Origin of the sequence: Rufibacter hautae, from assembly GCF_008271695.1 — a bacterium.
Lineage (GTDB): Bacteria > Bacteroidota > Bacteroidia > Cytophagales > Hymenobacteraceae > Nibribacter > Nibribacter hautae.
On sequence record NZ_VKKY01000002.1, the window covers coordinates 1,647,818 to 1,666,631 of the forward strand.

Genomic DNA, 18,814 nt, shown 5'->3' on the forward strand with positions numbered 1-18,814 from the left:
GGTTTCAATAAAACTGGGATGAAAGCCTACCGTCCACCCGGCGGACAATGTTGCTTCAGGTAATTGGTGAACAAAGTAGCCAGGTGTTCCGAGGTCCCCTCTCCTTCCGAGATGCTGTGCGACCGGTTGGGATACGGCATCATCTGGAATTGCTTGTTGTGCTTCACCAGTTCGTTGATGAGTTGCTCAGCGTTGTTGTAGTGCACATTGTCGTCACCAGTGCCGTGGATGTAGAGCAGGTTTCCTTTTAGGTTTTTGGCGTGCGTGATGGGCGAACCGTTCACGAAATCTTCCAGGTTCTCCTGCGGCAGGCCCATGTAGCGCTCCTGGTAAATGTTGTCATAGGTGAGCTGGTTACCCACTGCCGCCACGGAGATCCCGGTCTTGTAGATCTGCGGATACTGAAAGAGCAGGTTAAGGGTAGCCGAGCCGCCGCCGCTCCAGCCCCACACCGCTACCCGAGAGGTGTCAATAAAAGGTTGTTTCAGGATCTCTTGCGCGGCCATTGCCTGGTCTTTGATGTTGAGGCGGCCTACCTGGCGGTAGATGCTCTTGCGCCAGTCCCGGCCCTTCGGTCCCGGGGTGCCGCGGTTGTCTACGGACACGTACACGTAGCCATCAGCGGCCATGCTGCCGTTGTACAGGTTGTTCATGCCGGTGCCGTAGCTGTCCAGCACCGTCTGACCGGCAGGCTCGGTGTATACCTGGAACACCACAGGGTATTTCTTCTTCGGATCAAAGTTGGTGGGCTTCACCATCCAGGCATCCATCTCCACCCCTTCAGAGGTTTTCACTTTGAAGAACTCCACCGGAGAACTCGCTTTGTTTGACTGAGTCAGCGCCTGGTCCACCGCACTGGTGCCACCTAAGGCTTTATGGTAGGGTAGGGAAATAGATTCCGAGGCGGGTCTGGTGTAATGGTTGGAGAAACTGTGGAAGGCGAATTTGGCGTTAGGCGACACGGTGTACTGGTGCGTGCCGGGTTGCGAAGCCGGGGATAGCCGCTCCAGTTTGCCTTTGCCGTTCAGCTTTACGCGGTACAGATATTTCTGCGTGGCATTCTCCGGAGAGGCCATCACGTAAACATAACCGTCCTGCTCATTCACATTCACGATGGACATGACGTCATAAGCGCCTTTGGAGATGAGGGTTTCCTTTTTGCCGTCGCGGCTCACGCGGTACAGGTGGCGCCAGCCGTCTTTCTCGCTCGCCCACAAAAACTCTTTCCCATTGCTGAGCCAGTCCCAACCGCCGTTGTTATAATTGCTGTCCCAGGTAGAGATCACATCAATCCAGGCCTGATCTTTCTCCGAGTGGATGTTGGTGGCTTTGCCCGAAGTAACATTGCACAGGAACAGCTTGCTTTCATTCTGCTTGCGGTTCAGTTGCTGCAGGATGATCTCGTTGGCGTTGGCAGCCCACTCCATGCGGGGCACGTAATTCTGGCGGGGATCACCGGGCACGTCCATCCATTTGGTAGCACCCGCGGCCACGTCAATCACCCCAATCTTGTAAGGCGAAGGTGCTTCTCCGGCAGAGGGATATTCCACCGGCAACACCTTGGAATACACGCCCTCGGTGAGGTTGAACATGAAATAGTCTTTCACGTCAGAGGCGTCTATCTGCCAGAAAGCGATTTTCCTGCTGTCTGGGCTCCAGCGGAATCCGTCGCGGCAGGCGAATTCCTCTTCGTAGACCCAGTCAAAGGTGCCGTTGATGCGTTTGCGGGTACCGTCGGTGGTGAGCTGTTTCACTTGTTGCGAGGCGATGTCCTCCACGTAAATATTGTTCTCGCTCACGTACGCCACCTGCTTACCGTCTGGCGAAAACTTAGCAAACATGAGCGAGGAAACCGGACGACCCACGCCTAACTGCTGCAGTTTTTTCGTTTGCCGGTCATACACCCAGTAGTCGCCGCGGGTGTGATAGCGCCATACTTTCTGGGTGTTGGTAAACAGCAAGACTTTCTGTTCGTCGTCTGAGAAGGCGAAACTGCGCACCTTCAACGGCTCTGCTTTTCCGGTGGGCACCAATTGTCCTTTCTCCACCAGTACCAGTTTGGTTTTACCGGGCAAGGTATACGCGGTGATGTTCCCCTCCTCCGGCACCACATAGGTGTTTCCCGACTTGAGCCAGAACACGCCGCCGCGCTGTTGCGCGAAACCCGGCAGCCCCAATGCCAGCCATAGAAGAAGTAAAAGGAAAAGCGGTTTCCCGGATGTGGTACGTGACCTGTTCATATCTCTTGAGGTTGATTCACCTGCAGTATCGTGTTTTTTGAAGGAGCCTCCAAGTGCCGTTTTGAACAAGCCCTGTTTCAGGCCTACTTTCCTGAAAACTAGCCTAAAACAGAGGTTAAAAAGGAAGGCGTAGGTTGAACTTTCCGGCCCTAATTAATTTATTTTTTAGAAGCGGATTTACCGTTGGCATTGCCGTAAAAGCGCCAGTTGGAGGTAAAATCCTTAGGTAGTGGCTGGTTCAGCAGAATGGCGCGGACCATCTCCACGGGCAGGTTGTTTTCCTGGATGATGGCATCGTGGAACTGCTTGTTCGTCATTTTGCCGGTCTGCACCAGTTCCTTCTGCAAGGCGTAGAATTGCAGGCCACCTATCATGTAGGCCAGCTGGTACAGCGGACTGTACCGGCCCTCAAAGGAGCGGCGCACCTCGCCCTCGGCGTTCGCGCGTTCGTGGCCCACGCGGTCTACCAAGAAATCAATGCATTCTTGCGGGGTCCATTTGCCTAGGTGATAATTCAAGGAGAATATGATGCGGGCGCACCGGTGCATCCGCCAGAAAAGCATGCCTACGCGGTCTTCGGCGGAGCGCGGAAACTTCTGGTCCCAGAGCTGCATCTCCCAATAGAGCGACCAGCCTTCGGTCCAGAAAGGCGTAAAAAAGGTGCGGTAGGCTTTGTAACGGTCGTTCATGAAGCCCTGCAGGTGGTGCCCGGCAATGAGTTCGTGGTGCACAGTGGCACGGGAGAAATGCGGGTTGTTGCCGCGCATGCTCATGAGCTTGTCTTCATGGGCCATGGTGCTGGTGGGGTACGAGATGATGAAGGTCTCGCCGCCCAAGAAAAAGGGGTTTACCAGTTGCCGCTCGGGGCTCATCATCTGCATGCGCCAGGTTTCTTCCGCTACCGGTGGAATGGTGATCAAGTCTTTTTCTTTCAGAAAGTCCACCGATTGGTTGTAGAGATCCAGCATGGCCTCGGGCTGCTTGCCGGCGGGCACGTACAGGTTCTTAACTTTCTCCAGCGCCGCGTGCCAGTCTTTGCCGAAGCCCATTTCCTGCGAGGCCTTCAGCATTTCCTGGTCGCACCAGGCAAATTCCTTGTTGGCAATGTCAATCAGCTCCTCGGGGGTGTAGGGGATCATCTCATACTGCAGCTGCCGGATGAGTTCGTCTTTCCCGATGGGATTGCCCACAATGCCGCTCTTGTCTATCTTCTGGCCTTTCGCCGGCACCTTGCCTTTTTTCTCGGCCAGAGCTGCGTACTGGGTCAGCAGGGTGTCTACTTTTTTGTAGGGTTCTTTGGTCCACCATGAGAAGCTGGGCTCATAGTCATAGTAGAATGTGTAGACACTTTTAAGAGCATCTTTCAAGTCCAGCGTCACGCCTTGTAAACGGTAGGCCAGGTCCCGGTCTAAACGCGGTTCCGCCTCTAAAGCGGTTTTGGAGGCGGTTAAACTTTTCTCAATCAGGTTCAGGTCGGCGGCTATTTTCTGCCCATCCACGTTGAGGCCGCGGCGACGGGGATTTTCTAGGGCATAGATCTTTTCCGCGAAGGGTACCCATTTGCTGATTTGGCTGTACTCCCTGGCGGCTACGTCCAGCAGGCGCAGTTCCTCGGCCAGGTTGCGCTTGGTGAGAAGGTAGTCTACCCTACTGCCGGTGTTCAGTTGGTCGTAGTTGAGGGTGCTGAGTTGCTGCTGGTATTCTTTGTACAGTTTCTGAAAACGGGCCGTAAACTCGGGCGAGTTTTCCATGAAATAGAAGCGCCGCAGACTCCCTTCATCGGCTTTCAGTTTCACCAGCAGGTTGTTCACCTCGCTTGTCTGTTCGTACAGCACATTGGGGCTCTGGGCGAACGTGGCCCCCGAACTCAGGAGCGTAAAAACAACTGGTAAACAAGAAAACGTCAGGAAGCGAGGCCAGCGGCAGATCATAGTTTTGGAATGGCTTAAGGGTCTTGGTGAGCAGGGTAAGCGCACTTCGCGCTCCCCTCTTCCTGGAAGAGAAGAACTTGCAAAGAGGTTAACTGTATCGGTCCGGCGAGAAGGCGTCTATGCCCACCGATGATTTCCGGTTCATGAGTTCCTCGGTGAGCAGCTTACCGGTGGCCGGGGCCAGGCTGAGGCCCATCATGCTGTGGCCGGTGCCAAACAGCACATTGTTCCAGCGGCTGGTGGCACCGATGTACGGCAAACCATCCGGCGAGCACGGACGCAGGCCGCTCCAGATTTGGTCCTTTTCCGGAAAATCGGCCTGAAAACCGCCGTAGTATTTGGAGATAGAATTGTGGATGCCTTTGACCCGGTTCAGGTTGATGCTGGTGTTGTCATTGGTGATTTCCATGGTGCCGCCAAACCGGACCTGGTCTCCGAAAGGAGTTACCGCCACGCGGGCCTCGGTGAGAATGGCCGGACGCTGAATGGCGGGAGCATTCTTGGTTAAAAAGCTGTAACCTTTGCCGCCCAGCATGGGCATGGTGATCTTAAGTTTACGGGCCACCTCACCGGCCCAGTTCCCGGCGGCGATGATGACCTGGTCCGAGGCAAACTCCCCTTTGTCGGTGATGACGGAAGTGACGGATCTACCGGAGGTGGCAAAGTCCAGCACTTCCGCACGACGAACTATTTTGACTCCTTTCTGTTCCAGGTGCCGCACCAGATACGCGTGCAGCTGCGACGGATTTAAATGAGCATCGCCTGGGAAAAAGACCCCGCCGCGCACGTCCATGCCGGCATGCGGTTCCAGTTGCTTTACTTCATCTGGTGACAGAATCTCGGTTTCCAGGCCGTGCTTGCGGGCCAAGTGCGCGAACTCCACTTCCTCGTGGGCTGCCTCTTCGGTTTTGTAGAGCATCAGCAGTCCTTTTTCTTGGAAGCCCACTTCCGGCGAGTTGTGCTTGCCGGCAAAGTCTACGTACAGGTTTTTGCTGTACAGACTCAGGTTCTTGAGGTACGGAATGCTGTATTCCACGTGCTTTTTGGTGGCCGCTTTGTAGAAAAGCAAGCACCACTGGGCCAGGCGCAAATCCAGCTTGGGATGGATGTAAAAGGGACTGGTAGAGGAAAGCATCCACTTCATGCCTTTGGCGATGATGCCCGGCGAGGCCAGCGGCACAATGTGGCTGGGCACGATCATGCCGGCGTTGCCAATGGAGCAACTGTTGGACAGATCCCCTTTGTCTATAATGGTGACCTCAAAGCCTTCATCTGACAAATAATACGCGGTAAAAAGGCCGATGATGCCGCCCCCCACAATGGTAACTCTGCTCATATTAAATCACTTGGAATCCGTGAACATAAGGGTCTTCGTCATCGAAAAAGATGGTGTTGAGCCCCGTAACAATGGCCCAGCCTTCAATGCCGGGCAGAATGGCGGGTTTGCCGGCCACCGTGGTTTCTCCTTCAATGGTGCCGTTGAAGATAGACCCGATGTAACTTTCATGCACAAACACATCGCCGGGTTTCAACTTGCCTTTGGCGTACCATTGGGCCATGCGCGCCGAGGTTCCGGTGCCGCAAGGCGAACGGTCAATGGCTTTGTCGCCGTAGAACACGGCATTGCGGGCGGTGGAGGTTGGTTGCAGTGTATCGCCGGCCCAGAGCACATGGCTCATGCCGTTGATGGTAGGATTCTCAGGGTGCACGAAGGTGTACTTTTCGTTCATGCGCTCCCGGATGACGCGGCTCCAGGAAATGAGCTTATCGGCGGTGAATTCCTGCAAACCAGGGAAGTTTTCCTGCGGATCAATGATGCCGTAGAAGTTTCCGCCGTAGGCCACATCCAAGGTCAGTTCACCCAACTCCGGGCATTCCACTGTCAAGCCTTCGGCGGCCAGATAAGAGGCCACGTTGGTCAGCTTCACTGATTTTACCTTTTTGCCTTCCTGGGTATATTGGATTTTGACCAGGCCGGCGGGTGCCTCCAACCGTAGTTCGCCGGGCGTTTTGGGTGTAATCAGACCTTCTTCAATGGCGATGGTTACGGTACCGATGGTGCCATGGCCGCACATGGGCAGGCACCCGCTGGTCTCGATGTACAAAACGGCTACGTCGTTCTGCGGGTCATGCGGCGGGTACAAAATGCTCCCCGACATCATATCATGGCCACGCGGCTCAAACATGAGGCCTTTCCGGATGTAGTCAAATTCCTGTAAGAAGTGCTGGCGCTTTTCGCTCATGTTAGCACCCTGCAAAACGGGTCCGCCCCCGGCTACCAGGCGCACGGGGTTCCCGCAGGTGTGGGCATCAATACAGAAGAAGGTTTTTCTTGCCATAAAGGGTTAAATGGGGTCTTTGGTGAACTGTCCATCCACGGTACGCCAGATGGAAAGGGGGTTCTGATCTTTTAATTCATCGGGCAGCAGGTCCTGTGGTGCCGATTGGAAAGTGATGGGCCGGGCAAACCGTTTGATGGCGTTGGTGCCCACCGAGGTGCTGCGGCTGTCTGAAGTAGCTGGGAACGGTCCGCCGTGGGTCATGGCGGGGCTTACCTCCACGCCCGTCGGCACGCCGGCGAACAACAGACGGCCGCATTTCTCGCGTACCGTGTCTACCAGGTTTCCGGCTTCAGCTAGTTCATTGGTCGTTCCCCAGATGGTACAGGTGAGCTGCCCTAGCAGCACTTCCGCCGCCTGCTCCAGTTCTGCCATGTCATTATAAGTTACCACCAAGGTGAACGGCCCGAAGACCTCTTCCTGCAGCGCCGTATTTTTAAGCCACTCCTGCACATTGGTTCTGGCTAAGGCGGCATGACCGGTCAATACATCTTCCTCCGCCGTCACCAAGGTTTCCACGCCGCTTTCGGCCAGTAGTCTGGTCAAGCCCTGGTAGTAGTTCTTGGAGATACCCTCATGCAGCATTTTATCGCCGATAGATTCACCTAGTTTTTGGGAAAGCAGGTCTAAAAAGGACTCGGTCGTTTGGGACTGCGGATAAAACACTAACCCCGGACAGGTACAGAACTGACCTACGCCCATCAATACCGAGGCTGCTGCCTGTTCTGCTAAAGTCACGGTTTCTGCTTCTGCTTTCTCGGGCAATATGAAAACAGGGTTAATGCTTCCCATCTCGGCATAGACCGGAATAGGCTGCTCGCGCTGGCAGGCCTGATCAAAGATGGCTTTACCGCCTTTATAAGAACCCGTGAACGCCACCGCCTTGGTTTTAGGATGCTTTACTAGTTCCTGCCCTACTTCAATGCCGCCGCTTACGTGCTGGAAAACCCCAGTTGGCAAACCGCAGGAGCCCAGAGCCTGTTGGATGGCCCCGAATACCAGCTGGGAGGTTTTTGGGTGCCCCGGATGCTCTTTGTACACCACTGGACAACCAGCGGCCAGCGCAGAGGCAGAGTCTCCACCGGCGGTGGAGAAAGCCAAAGGGAAATTACTGGCCCCAAACACCACTACTGGCCCTAAAGGAAACAGCATGCGACGCAGATCTGGTCTGGGCAGGGGTTTTCTATCGGGCAAAGCAGGGTCAATAGTGGCTTCCAGCCAGCCGCCCTGCTCCAGCAATTCGGCAAAAGCCTTAAGCTGGTTCATGGTCCGGCCCCGTTCTCCGGTGAGGCGCGCCAAAGGCAGATTGGATTCCTGGCTGGCTACCTGCAACAGTTCGTCTCCCAAGTTTTCAATCTCGGTGGCAATGGCCCGCAGAAAGGTGGCTTTCACCTGGGCGGGTGTTTTTTTGTAGGTATGGAATGCTACCTCGGCGGTTTGAAGCACCTGGTCTAGCGACATGCTTGGCATTGATTATCCTCCGTTTTAATAAATCTTGTGCCTTTCGGCGTAAGCCATCTTACCAGATGGCCCTATAAAGCCTAAGCCTATGTACTTTCACATAGGCTTAGGCTGCTACAAGGATATAAGTTCTTTTTCTGTTTTGAAGTCAGGCAAAACCGGACGGGTTTCCAGCGCCTCGTTGATGATGGCCAGAACTTGCTCGCGCTCTGCGCCTTCCAACGGCAGCCGGGGCTGACGTACGGCCTCAGTGCCCAGGTTTGTGCAGACTTCGGCCAGTTTGATGTTCTGCACCAGTTTAGGATGCACATCCAGTTCCAGCAGCGGGTAGAACCACCGGTTGATTTTCACGGCTTCCTCTAAGCGGCCGGCTTTTACCAGTTTATAGATAGCCACGGTCTCAGCGGGGAAAGCGCAGACCAAACCGGCTACCCAACCTTCGGCACCCAGTACCAGGCTTTCCAGGGCCAAGGTATCCACACCGGAAAGGATCTTGTATCGATCCCCGAAACGGTTCTTCATTTTGGTGATGTTACCTACCTCGCGGGTAGATTCCTTTATCGCCTGAATGTTGTCCTCAGAGGCCAGGTCTTCAAACATGTTCAACGTCACCTCAATGCGGTAATCAATGGGGTTGTTGTAGATCATGATAGGAAGCGGCGTGGACTGGGCAACGGCCTTGAAATAGGTCACGGTTTCCCGGGCATCGGCTTTGTAGCGCATAGGAGGCAGCAGCATGAGTCCGCTCGCCCCGTTCTTCCGGGCTTCTTCGGCCGCCTGAATCGCCTTGGCAGTAGACTGCTCGGCTACGTTCATCACCACGGGCACCTTGCCGTCTACAAACGCAACGGTTTCTTTCACCAACGTTGCTTTTTCTTCATCTGTTAAGGTGCTGGCCTCCCCTAAGGTCCCCCCTAAAATGATCCCGTTCACCCCGGCATTCAACTGAGCCTCAATGTTGCTCAGAAACGCAGGTATATCAAGTCGGTCATGCTCCGTGAACTTGGTGGTGACAGCAGGGAAAACTCCTTTCCATTGTACATTCATGGCGTGCTATTTTTTATTGTTACTGTATTTGATTTTTATAATTTTTAGACCTGTATAAGAGCTTAACAAAACTACCCTTTAGGGGCTGAAGGCAATTCCTACATTTTACCCATTGGTAATACAGAATTATCAATTAGGGCGCTTGTGCCGATTTATCAATAATGTTAGTTAAATTTAGGTAGGTTCCTACTTCTTACTTTCTTACCCGCACCATGAAACCCTTACATTTCAAAATCCCGAAAACATCAGGCGAATCCGTAAGGGTTCAGTATGATGAGCAGCGTCATTTCTACGAGAACCTTCATTTTCACCCCGAGTTGCAGATCATGGTCATCTGCGAAAGCACCGGCACCCGGTTTATTGGCGACAGCATTGGCAGTTTCGGTTCGGGGGACATTGTGGTGCTGGGTTCTAACCTGCCGCACGTGTTCCGGAACGATAAAAAGTACTATGAACCAGACTCTGAACTGCAAGCCAAGAACATCTCCGTGTTTGTAGACCTTGCGTCTTTTGAAGATAATCTTTTCTCGCTTCCCGAGGCACACGACCTGCAAAGATTTTTACTTAACAGCAAGCGCGGCCTGCTCATCAAAGGCGAAACCCGCAAAAAGGTGATGGCCCTCCTGCAGGACATGCGTACCCTAAAAGGTTTTGAGCGCATCATCCAGGTGCTGATCATCTTCAACCTCCTCTCCCACTCCACTGAACTGGAAATGCTCTCCTCGGTAGGCTTCAACGCGAACCTCAACGAATCTGACAACCGTAAAATCAACGATGTCTTCAATTACATCATGAACAACTTCTCTGAGGACATTAAACTCAGCGATGCCGCCAACGTGGCCAACATGAGCGTGAATGCGTTTTGCCGGTATTTTAAGCAACACACCCAAAAAACGTACTCTCAGTTCCTGAATGAAATCAGGATTGGCCATGCCTGCAAGCTCCTGATTGAGGACAAATGGAACATCCGGGAGACGGCGTTTGAATGCGGCTACGATAACATTTCCTACTTCAACCGCCAGTTCAAAGACATCACCAACTTCACCCCCACTGAGTTTGTCAAGCTCCACAACACCCGATTCACCAAAGACTTTTCGTTGGTGGAAACAGCCCAGGAGTAACGGTTTTCTTCTTGGGTGGATTGAATTTAGCCAGCTCTGTTTTAGGGCTGTTTTTCGGATTTCAGGCTTAAATCAGCTTTTGGCCTTTTCCTGGTTCTTGATCTCCCAAGCGGGCGGATCAATGCCCAGTAGGTGCTTCACGAAAAAGTCGCGGCGTTTGTGCTCGCCGTAGTCTCCGCCGGACGAATGGCCCATGCCAGGCACCATCAGGAAGTCGAAGTTCTTGTTCGCTTTGATAAGCGCGTCTACCAATTGCAGCGTGGAAGCCGGGTCTACGTTGTCATCCATTTCGCCCAGAATTAGCATCAGCTTGCCTTGCAGTTTATGGGCGTTGACCACGTTAGAGGAGGCGGCGTATTCCGGCCCGATGGGAAAGCCCATCCATTGCTCATTCCACCAGATCTTGTCCATTCGGTTGTCATGGCATCCCGCGGAGGAAACCGCCACTTTGTAGAACTCGGGATGGAACAACAGGGCCCCGGCCGAACTCTGCCCACCGGCGGAAGTCCCGAAAATGCCAACCCGCGTCAAGTCCAGAGACGGATATTTCTGGGCGGCGGCCTTCATCCAGGCAATGCGGTCCGGGAAGCCCGCATCCTTGATGTTTTTCCAGGCGACATCCTGAAAGGCTTTGGATCGGTTAGAGGTACCCATGCCGTCTATCTGCACTACCACAAACCCCAACTCGGCCAGTTCCTGCATGTGCCGGGCGCCGGAGTTAAACGTTTTGGGCACAAACGCACTGTGCGGACCGGCGTAGATATATTCAATAACCGGGTAATTTTTAGCAGGATCAAAGTTGGTTGGCCGCACCACAATGCCCCAGATTTCGGTTTGCCCATCGCGGCCTTTCGCGGTAAACACTTCCGGGGCTTTCCAGCCGGCTTTAGGCAATTCAGCCGCATCGGCTTTCTCCAGTTCCATCACTACTTTCCCATCGGTAGCACTTCTGAGCACCGTCACAGGCGGACTATCTACCCGGGAGTAATTGTCCACGAAATACTTGAAATCAGAGGAGAAAGTACCGGTGTGGTGGGCGTCTTCCTTCGTGAGCGCGGTGAGGCCGGAGCCGTCGAAGTTCACCCGGTAGTACTGGACCAGGTACGGGTCCTGTCCTGCTTCGCGCCCGCTGCCTTCAAACAAGATGCTGCGGTCTTTCTCATCCACGTGGATTACCCTCCTCACTACCCAATCGCCTTTGGTAATCTGGTTTTTGACGTTGCCGGTAGCGCCGTCATAGAGGTAAAGGTGGTTCCAGCCATCGCGCTCAGAGGCCCAGATGATCTCTTTCCCATCCCCCACATCCTGCCGGAATCGCTTGCCGCTATAGTCAATAAAGGTCTTGCTTTCTTCTTTGATCAGGTCCCGCACCTTGCCGGTGAGCGCATCTACCTCCAGCACCTTGTAGGCCTGGTGGCCTCGCTGGTTATACTCCACCGTGAATGCCTGCCCGTTTTTCCGCCAGCTGGGGTTAGACAAATCATACTGCATCCCCACCCCAAAGAGCGCCGGGTCCACCGGCACCTGCCGCTTCTCCTCCACCAGGAAAAGCTGGGGCGCCCGTTGCGGCAGCGCGTCGCCGGGTTTGAGGTAATTGCGGGAATGGAGCTTGGGTTGCAGTTGGTCTAAGGGCGAGGACTCAATCAAGTACACCAGATGTTCTTTGTTAGGCCGCACCCGGTTGGTGGCCAATTTCTTTGAGTCCGGGGACCACTCCAGATAGGAGGAATAGTACTCTCCCGCCGAGCCATCGAAACTTAACTGATACTCTTCTTTTTTGTCTTTCACCGAGCGGATGTAGACGTTGTGGTTCTTGATGAACGCCTCCCATTGCTTATCCGGCGAAGGCACGGGCTTGTTGCCTTGGTCGCTCCCCCTATCGCCCCAGTAGCGGTTGGATCGCTCCTCGGCTTTGCCCAGGTTCTGCTGTTTGTAGGAATTCAAAGGGCTGCGCCATTTTGTTCCTTCCGCGGTAAATTCCAGGGCTTTGCCATCCTCCACAAAGGTGATCTCAGTAAAGGGAAGGTTGTACGCCTCTACCGGTTTGCCCAAAGCCGATGATAATTCCTTCGCTAGTTTCTGCTGATCAAAGGCCGGTTTTTTAGAGCGTTTCCGGGCGTTGACCAGCATGAATTCCTTCCCTTTGGGCGTCTGCCGCACATACCAGAAAGACTCTTTCCCTTCCTGCCAATTGAACCGAGTGGGCGCATAATACACCTTCGTATTCATGGCGACCTTCAGCTTCTCTGCGCGTTCGTAATCGGCCTTGGTTCCCTGCGCCCGAAGTTGGGCAGAACTCAGGAGAACAATGGCACAAACCAGCAGCTGCTTCAAGGTGACGTTGTGCCCGCTCGGCTTGGCAAAAGGAAGGTAGGGGAAGTGAAACATTTCAGGCCGGATTTGGTGGAAGTGTACTGCAATATGTCTTTAATACCGGTAATTTCTGTTCAGCATATTAGCATCTCCTGATACAATATTAGCAGGTCTGCTGGAGCTGAAAACTGTAATTCGAAAGCTTATAAACCACTAACCATCAAAATTTTACGATTAAGGAAGCATAGGTTCTGTTCTCGGTCTCTGCGAAGTTGCTATTGCCGTTTAGAGCCTAAATTTGGAATATCGGCTTTAAATCGGCTATAAGCGTATGTAGAAAAAACGTAACTTTTTCCTCCCCCTTCCCAAGCGAAGTTTACCCAGTATCAAGCCGTTTTAAATAAATCCGCTTAAAACAAATTAGAGTGAATATGGCTGCTTAGATACTCTCTTTACCAGCGACTTCCACGTAAAAATTAGGATCAAGGGTAAGCTCCATGCCGGGTTTTACGCCGCTTAGTTCTTTCCAGGTGGTCACCGGTTCCAGCCATTTCTCCTTGCCATTTAGGTACACTTTCACGGGCAGGTTGAACCCGGCGACGGTGTTGCTCCAACGGTATTTGAGGGTGTTGCCGGCGAGTTGGTATTCCAACTTAGGAATCCGGATGTCGCGGAGGTATTGGTTAAAGAATGGCGTAAGGTCACGCCCTACCTGCATGCTTAGGTAGTTTTCAATTTGCTGGGTGGTCACGGTCTGGTGGTAGAATTCCTTGTTGAGCCCCCGCAGGATGTCGCGCCACTTCTTGTCGTTATTGACTACTTGCCGAAGCGTGTGCAGCATGTTGCCGCCTTTTGGGTACATGTCGCCGGAGCCTTTGTGGTTTACGTTGTACTCCCCGATGATGGGCTGCTTGTTCCCGATGCCAGCCCGGGTTCCGATCACGTACTCGCTGCCGGCTTTCTTCCCGTAATGGTACTCCACAAACAGGTTCTCCGAGTAGTTGGTGAAACTCTCGTGGATCCACATATCGGCGATGTCTTTGTAGGTGATGTTGTTGGCGAACCACTCGTGCCCCGATTCATGGATGATGATAAAATCGAACTTCATGCCCCAGCCGGTGGAGCCGCTGGGATCTTTGCCGCGGTAGCCGTTTTTGTACCCGTTGCCATACGTAACGGCGCTCTGGTGCTCCATGCCGGTGTACGGCACCTCAATCAGTTTGAAACCGTCTTCATAGAACGGGTACGGCCCGAACCAATGCTCAAACGCCTTGAGCATGCGGGGGGCGTCTTTGAACTGCACTTTCGCTTTCTCCAGGTTCTCCTTCAACACATAATAGTCCAGATCCAACAGGCCTTTCTCGCCTTTGTATTTCTCCGAGAAATGCACGTAGTCGCCAATACTCAGGTTCACCCCGTAATTGTTGATGGGGTTGGCCACAAACCAGTGAAAGGTTTTGGTGCCGTCATTATTCTGCTGCACACCCCGGAACTTCCCGTTGGAGACATCCATCAAATTCTCGGGCACGGTGACGCTGATCTGCATGCTGTCGGGCTCATCGTACATGTGGTCTTTGCAGGGCCACCACAAACTGGCGCCGTCGCCTTGGTTGGAGTTCGCCACGAAAGGCTGGCCGTTGGCGTCTTTTTTCCAGGTGATGCCGCCGCTCCAGGGTGGGTTCTTGCTCACCACCGGTTTGCCGCCGTAATACACCTCCACGGTGTTCACCGCGCCCTTAGTTTGTTTCTGATCTAGCTGCACAAACCAGGCGTTTCCGTCGCGGGTGAAGGTGAGTTCTTTCCCGTTCTGCAGAACCTTTTCAATCTGCATGGGCGGCTGTAAATCCACCTGCAGGCGCTGGTTGGGCGTAAGGACTTTGTAGGTGATGGCGTTCATGCCTTTGATGGTGCTGTCAGCGGGGTTTACCTTCACATTGAGGTGGTAATACGTCAAATCCCACCAGGCCCGCTCCGGGGTGATACTTCCCCGCAGGGTATCCTGACGGGTAAACGTTTTGGTCTGCGCCTGCGCCACGGTGCCCCACAGCAACAGAAAAATGACCGACAAAAAACAGGTTCTCACGCTAAGTGATGTATAATCCATAGGAAAACTGGTCAGTTGTTTCAGGCCCGATTCTCAGAAAACTGGCCCAAAACAGGTAAAGCAAAATACAGGAGTACACGCTGGCCCAGATTTGGCGAAAAGTATGAATCTGCTCCAGCGTGCAGCTACCTTTTATCACTGGTTATAATTCAGCAGGATGCCGTTGATCTTAGTGGGCAACCAGACCTGCATCGGGCTTTTGCCCCGGTTGGCCCAGGAATAATAAGGAATGGCGGTGATGGTTTTTCGTTGGGTCACGGTAGACAGGCCATCGGCACTCACGGAGATAACCGGTACTTCGGCTTTCAGGGCGACCACGCCGTTTAGGAGCTGTTGGTTGAAAGTAGCCTCAAAACGGGTATCCACCGGCACTACCATGTTCCAGGCTTCCTTGCCGTTGTCCACGCCTTCCACGCAATACACCAGCGGACCGCGCTGCAGGGCGATCCGGTTCTGGTTGTAGGTCAGGCTGTCTTTGGCCACTACCTTTTTCACCTCCATGGGGAAGTCCAGTTCCAGGCGATCACCTTTCTTCCACTTGCGGTCAATGACGGCGTAGCCGCGTTCCATTTTGTAAGGCACCGCTTTCCCATTAAGTTTGAGGGTGAATTTAGAAGGGGTCTTGTCAGAGAAGCGGTACAGGTCACCAGGCACTGGTTCTCCCTGTACCCAACCCGGAATGCGCAGGTGCAGCGTCGCGTTGGTCGCCTTCGCCGGATTCACGGTCAGATCCACTTTGCCCTCCCATGGGTAATTGGTTTTCATCTCCAGCGGAAGGTTCCCGTTGGGAGTATTGAGATTGGTCTGGCTCCCGATGTATAGATTCACCCACACCCCGTTTCCAGACTGCGCATAAACGTAATTGCCCAGCGAGGCGATGAGGCGGGAAATATTAGCCGGACAACAGGCGGTTCCGAACCACTCGCTGCGTTGGTGCTGCCCCCGTGAGGCCAGCGGATTACCATAGAAGAACCGGTCGCCGCTCAGCGACAAACCATCCAAGGCTCCGTTGTAGAGGCTGCGCTCCAGCACGTCTACGTACTTGCTGTCGCCGGTCATGGAGCTCATGCGCTGGTTCCAGAACACCATGCCCACCGAGGCGCAGGTTTCGCAGTACGCGTGCTCATTGGGCAGGTCATAGTCTTTAGAGAAGCCTTCGTTCCGGCCCGAGGAGCCGATGCCGCCGGTGATGTACATGTTGCGGTAGACCACGTCTTCCCACACGTTTTTCATGGCGCCCATGTACGCTTCATCGCCTTTCAGGGCAGCCACATCGGCGGCACCGGTGTACATGTACATGGCCCGCACGGCGTGCCCCGTGATCTCCTTCTGCAGTTTCACCGGCACTACATCCTGGGCATAGGCGGTGTCTTTCCAGTCGGTCCAGGTGTAGCCTTTGGCTAGTTTGTGGCCCCGCTCCTCCAGAAGCCAATCGGCTAAGTCCAGGTACTTTTTGTTATTGGTGGTTTTGTACAGCTTCACCAGGGCCAGCTCCAGTTCCTGGTGCCCAGTCACCCAGTGCTGCTTGCCTGGCCCGAACAGCGAGGCGAAATGATCCGCGAATTTGATGGAGACATCCAGCAGTTTGCGTTTGCCGGTGGCCTCATAGTAAGCCACGGCGGCTTCTATGAGGTGCCCGCCGTTATAGTCTTCGTGCATGCTCATATCGGTCCAGCGCTTCTCCGGGAACTGGAGCGTGTAATAGGTATTCAGGTAGCCATCGGGTTGCTGGGCCTTGGCGATAATGTCAATCCACTGGTCGGCTTTCTTCTCCAGCTCAGGGGAGGGTTTGTTTTTGATGGAATAGGCAATCGCCTCCAGCGCTTTATAGACATCGGAGTCATCGTAAAAAAGGCCTTTGAACTCGCCCTTTTTCAGCCCAGCCATGATCTCGAAGTTCTGGATGCGGGGCGTTTTCACCTCAGTTTGCTCAATACAGACCGGAATCGTGACGGTGGCCACCTGGTCAATGCGGGGCTTCCAGAAGGCATCGTTGATGGTGACTTTGGAGAAGTTCACCGGCGCGATGTTCCTGATGCCGCCCTGCGCGAACGCCCCCGTTTGCACGAGGCAAATGGCCAGTAGACTAAGTAGGTTTTTCTTCATTTTAATGGTCTTTTACAAAAAACAGAGCGTAAACACCTGATGTGAGAAAGGACAAGAGAGCCTTTGCCTGGGCTTTAGTGCAATTCCATTCCGGAACATGCAATTGCACCTGGGACGGCTGGAAAGCGAACAAACCGCTAAGAACCATGGGCAGGATATACCATCTTTTCCGATTGTTCATAAATAGGGGGTTATATTTATGGCATCTGATTTAAACCACCGTGCCCGTCACATCACCTATTTTGGTGCAACTAACTGGTTCCACTGACTCTTTCTGCGCAAGGCAAAGCATTTTCCCGCGGCATCTGGTTTGATTTAGGGCTAGTTTCAAGAAAACAGGCCTAAAGCTCTCCTCTATTGAAATCTTCTTCTAATGCAATAAACATTATTACCTTTAAAAGAGACTTCAACATGTTAGCCAATGGTAATACTATGTTAACAGTCGCTTAACAGACCGGAGGAGAAACAAAAAATCTGCTCACCCTTACCCCTTTTACAAGGAGCATGAATGAGCAGACACTCTAACAAACAAACCAATTACACTCTAATAACTTGGATTTTGCACCAGTTTGGGGTTCTTATTGATCTCATCAGCCGGAATGGGGAACAGTGCTTTGGCATCACTGCTTGGGCTGTGGTTAAACCAGGCTTTTTTCCCGAACACCCCGAAACGGATCAGGTCTTGTCTGCGGTGCGCCTCTGCGGCAAACTCCCACCCTAATTCATCCAGCATTCTCCCGAATTGGATGTCGGCACCGCCGCTACCAGGACCAGCCTGCACGTTCCCGTTCACATCCTGCAACCCGTACTCATAGGTACTCCCTTGCTTCAGGTCATCGCCGGTTACGGTGGCTTTGGCTGGGTTTGTATTTTTGAAAGCCCGCTGACGCACTTGGGTTACCAAGACGGCCGCCTCATCAGCCCGGCCTAACCGCAGCAGGCTTTCGGCTTTCATCATGAGCACATCGGCGTAGCGCAGCATCGGGAAGTCGTTGTCCAATGCCCCGGTAGCTCCTTCCTTGATTTTATACTTCCCAATCCGGTAGCCTTCGTTTGATTCCGTGGCAGCCATACTAGGCAATAGCTTTTTGTAATCAATGACCACTTCACCGGTAGCAGCATTCTTTTGGGGTCCCATAATCCAGGTGTCCTGCAAACGGCTGTCCTGTGCATCATAGGTGTCTATGAACTGCGGAACAGCGGCGTTGCCTCCCCAAGGTCCGGCTTGCATCTTGTATACAAAGCGGCTGGCAGGGTCCAGCGTTTTCATATGGACAATATTGCCCTGACCATAGATTTGGTCATATGGAATGGCAAAAATGATTTCCTGGGAATTCTGATTTGTGTAAGTGAAGACATCTGAATAGTTAGGGTCCAGCGAGTATTTCTGACTGTTGATGATCTCATCAGCCAGCTGGATTGATTTTTCCCATTGGGGAGTGCCGGTGTAAACTTGAGCATTCAGATAAATCTTCGCCAACAAAGCTTTCACGCCCCACTTATTAAACTGGCCGTAGGTGGTTTTAGGGTCATCACTCAGGACATCTACTACTTCCAGAAGTTCTTTCTCCACAAAGTCATACACCTGCTGGCGCGATTTCTGATCTGGTAGCTGGATGTCTTTGTAATCGGTTACAATAGGAACATTACCATGGTTATCTAAAAGGAGATAATAAGCGAATGCCCGGGCGGCCCGCAGTTCTGCTACCAAGGCCTCCTTGCCTGTTTCTATGGCGATTTCACCATCCGCAATCTGGGCAAGCACCCGGTTGGCCGTGTTAATGCTTCTAAAAGCGCTGCCCCAGGTGTTCTGAGGTTGCCACTCCAGTGCTGTCCAAGCGTGGGTGTGCATCCGAAGATAAGTACCCCCATCATACCAGCCATTGGGTCGGGCTGGGGTAGCGATGGCATCTGCACTTTCCTCCTGCAAATCAAAGTACCCTTGCCAGCCCATCATCAAACCCCTAAACGAGGCATACACGGGCGCGATAATGGCAGGAATGTCCTTTTCAGTTGGTTTAAAGCTATCGGCAAGAACCTGCGAATAAACATCTTCATCCAGGTTGGTACAAGAACTGATAGCGCCCACGGCCCCTAAAGTGGTGGCCAGTGTATAGGCAATAAATTTCTTTTTCATGATCGTACTTTTAAA

Annotated in this window: 11 protein-coding genes; 1 reads left to right on the forward strand and 10 read right to left on the reverse strand. The window is 53.2% G+C overall.

From position 1 onward, the window contains the following. Nucleotides 1-26 precede the first annotated feature (26 nt). From FOA19_RS15770 to FOA19_RS15795, 6 genes are all read right to left on the reverse strand, one after another. A complete protein-coding gene (locus tag FOA19_RS15770) occupies nucleotides 27-2,240 on the reverse strand; it encodes a S9 family peptidase (protein WP_149091733.1) in 2,214 nt (737 codons plus the stop codon). Between the two features lie 158 nt (nucleotides 2,241-2,398). Then, nucleotides 2,399-4,171, reverse strand: coding sequence for a DUF885 family protein (locus FOA19_RS15775; protein ID WP_149091734.1), 1,773 nt, complete (start codon nucleotides 4,169-4,171; stop codon nucleotides 2,399-2,401). Between the two features lie 88 nt (nucleotides 4,172-4,259). Beyond that, on the reverse strand, nucleotides 4,260-5,507 hold the full coding sequence (locus tag FOA19_RS15780; RefSeq protein ID WP_149091735.1) for an NAD(P)/FAD-dependent oxidoreductase: 1,248 nt from the start codon (nucleotides 5,505-5,507) through the stop codon (nucleotides 4,260-4,262). Between the two features lies 1 nt (nucleotide 5,508). After that, entirely contained in the window at nucleotides 5,509-6,510 is a 1,002-nt protein-coding gene (locus tag FOA19_RS15785; RefSeq protein ID WP_149091736.1) for a 4-hydroxyproline epimerase, read from the reverse strand. A 6-nt stretch (nucleotides 6,511-6,516) separates the two neighbouring features. Next, nucleotides 6,517-7,971 carry an aldehyde dehydrogenase (NADP(+)) gene (locus tag FOA19_RS15790; protein WP_149091737.1) on the reverse strand — a complete coding sequence of 485 codons (1,455 nt, stop codon included), beginning with the start codon at nucleotides 7,969-7,971 and terminating at the stop codon, nucleotides 6,517-6,519. Between the two features lie 114 nt (nucleotides 7,972-8,085). Further along, the gene (locus FOA19_RS15795; RefSeq protein ID WP_149091738.1) at nucleotides 8,086-9,018 is read right to left on the reverse strand and encodes a dihydrodipicolinate synthase family protein; all 933 of its coding nucleotides are present in this window, start codon (nucleotides 9,016-9,018) and stop codon (nucleotides 8,086-8,088) included. A gap of 212 nt (nucleotides 9,019-9,230) precedes the next feature. On the opposite strand from FOA19_RS15795, the gene FOA19_RS15800 reads away from it, so the two are divergent. Beyond that, nucleotides 9,231-10,139 (forward strand): AraC family transcriptional regulator, encoded by a 909-nt coding sequence (locus tag FOA19_RS15800; RefSeq protein WP_149091739.1) that lies wholly within the window; start codon nucleotides 9,231-9,233, stop codon nucleotides 10,137-10,139. A gap of 72 nt (nucleotides 10,140-10,211) precedes the next feature. On the opposite strand, the gene FOA19_RS15805 is transcribed toward FOA19_RS15800, so the two are convergent. The 4 genes from FOA19_RS15805 to FOA19_RS15820 all read right to left on the reverse strand — a co-directional run bounded on the left by FOA19_RS15805 (nucleotide 10,212) and on the right by FOA19_RS15820 (nucleotide 18,799). Next, a complete protein-coding gene (locus FOA19_RS15805) occupies nucleotides 10,212-12,527 on the reverse strand; it encodes a S9 family peptidase (protein ID WP_149091740.1) in 2,316 nt (771 codons plus the stop codon). Nucleotides 12,528-12,891: 364 nt separating this feature from the next. Beyond that, complete coding sequence (locus FOA19_RS15810; RefSeq protein WP_149091741.1) at nucleotides 12,892-14,556, reverse strand: M1 family metallopeptidase; 1,665 nt, start codon at nucleotides 14,554-14,556, stop codon at nucleotides 12,892-12,894. A 135-nt stretch (nucleotides 14,557-14,691) separates the two neighbouring features. Continuing rightward, a complete protein-coding gene (locus FOA19_RS15815; RefSeq protein ID WP_149091742.1) occupies nucleotides 14,692-16,662 on the reverse strand; it encodes a glycoside hydrolase family 127 protein in 1,971 nt (656 codons plus the stop codon). Nucleotides 16,663-17,206: 544 nt separating this feature from the next. Then, complete coding sequence (locus tag FOA19_RS15820; protein WP_149091743.1) at nucleotides 17,207-18,799, reverse strand: RagB/SusD family nutrient uptake outer membrane protein; 1,593 nt, start codon at nucleotides 18,797-18,799, stop codon at nucleotides 17,207-17,209. Nucleotides 18,800-18,814: the final 15 nt, after the last annotated feature.

Bases quoted from the DNA above. Each gene is read 5' to 3' on its own strand.
- FOA19_RS15815 (WP_149091742.1), bottom strand. From the start codon at position 16,662: ATGAAGAAAAACCTACTTAGTCTACTGGCCATTTGCCTCGTGCAAACG.
- FOA19_RS15785 (WP_149091736.1), bottom strand. From the start codon at position 6,510: ATGGCAAGAAAAACCTTCTTCTGTATTGATGCCCACACCTGCGGGAAC.
- FOA19_RS15800 (WP_149091739.1), top strand. From the start codon at position 9,231: ATGAAACCCTTACATTTCAAAATCCCGAAAACATCAGGCGAATCCGTA.
- FOA19_RS15780 (WP_149091735.1), bottom strand. From the start codon at position 5,507: ATGAGCAGAGTTACCATTGTGGGGGGCGGCATCATCGGCCTTTTTACC.
- FOA19_RS15795 (WP_149091738.1), bottom strand. From the start codon at position 9,018: ATGAATGTACAATGGAAAGGAGTTTTCCCTGCTGTCACCACCAAGTTC.
- FOA19_RS15790 (WP_149091737.1), bottom strand. From the start codon at position 7,971: ATGTCGCTAGACCAGGTGCTTCAAACCGCCGAGGTAGCATTCCATACC.
- FOA19_RS15810 (WP_149091741.1), bottom strand. From the start codon at position 14,556: ATGGATTATACATCACTTAGCGTGAGAACCTGTTTTTTGTCGGTCATT.
- FOA19_RS15820 (WP_149091743.1), bottom strand. From the start codon at position 18,799: ATGAAAAAGAAATTTATTGCCTATACACTGGCCACCACTTTAGGGGCC.
- FOA19_RS15775 (WP_149091734.1), bottom strand. From the start codon at position 4,171: ATGATCTGCCGCTGGCCTCGCTTCCTGACGTTTTCTTGTTTACCAGTT.
- FOA19_RS15805 (WP_149091740.1), bottom strand. From the start codon at position 12,527: ATGTTTCACTTCCCCTACCTTCCTTTTGCCAAGCCGAGCGGGCACAAC.
- FOA19_RS15770 (WP_149091733.1), bottom strand. From the start codon at position 2,240: ATGAACAGGTCACGTACCACATCCGGGAAACCGCTTTTCCTTTTACTT.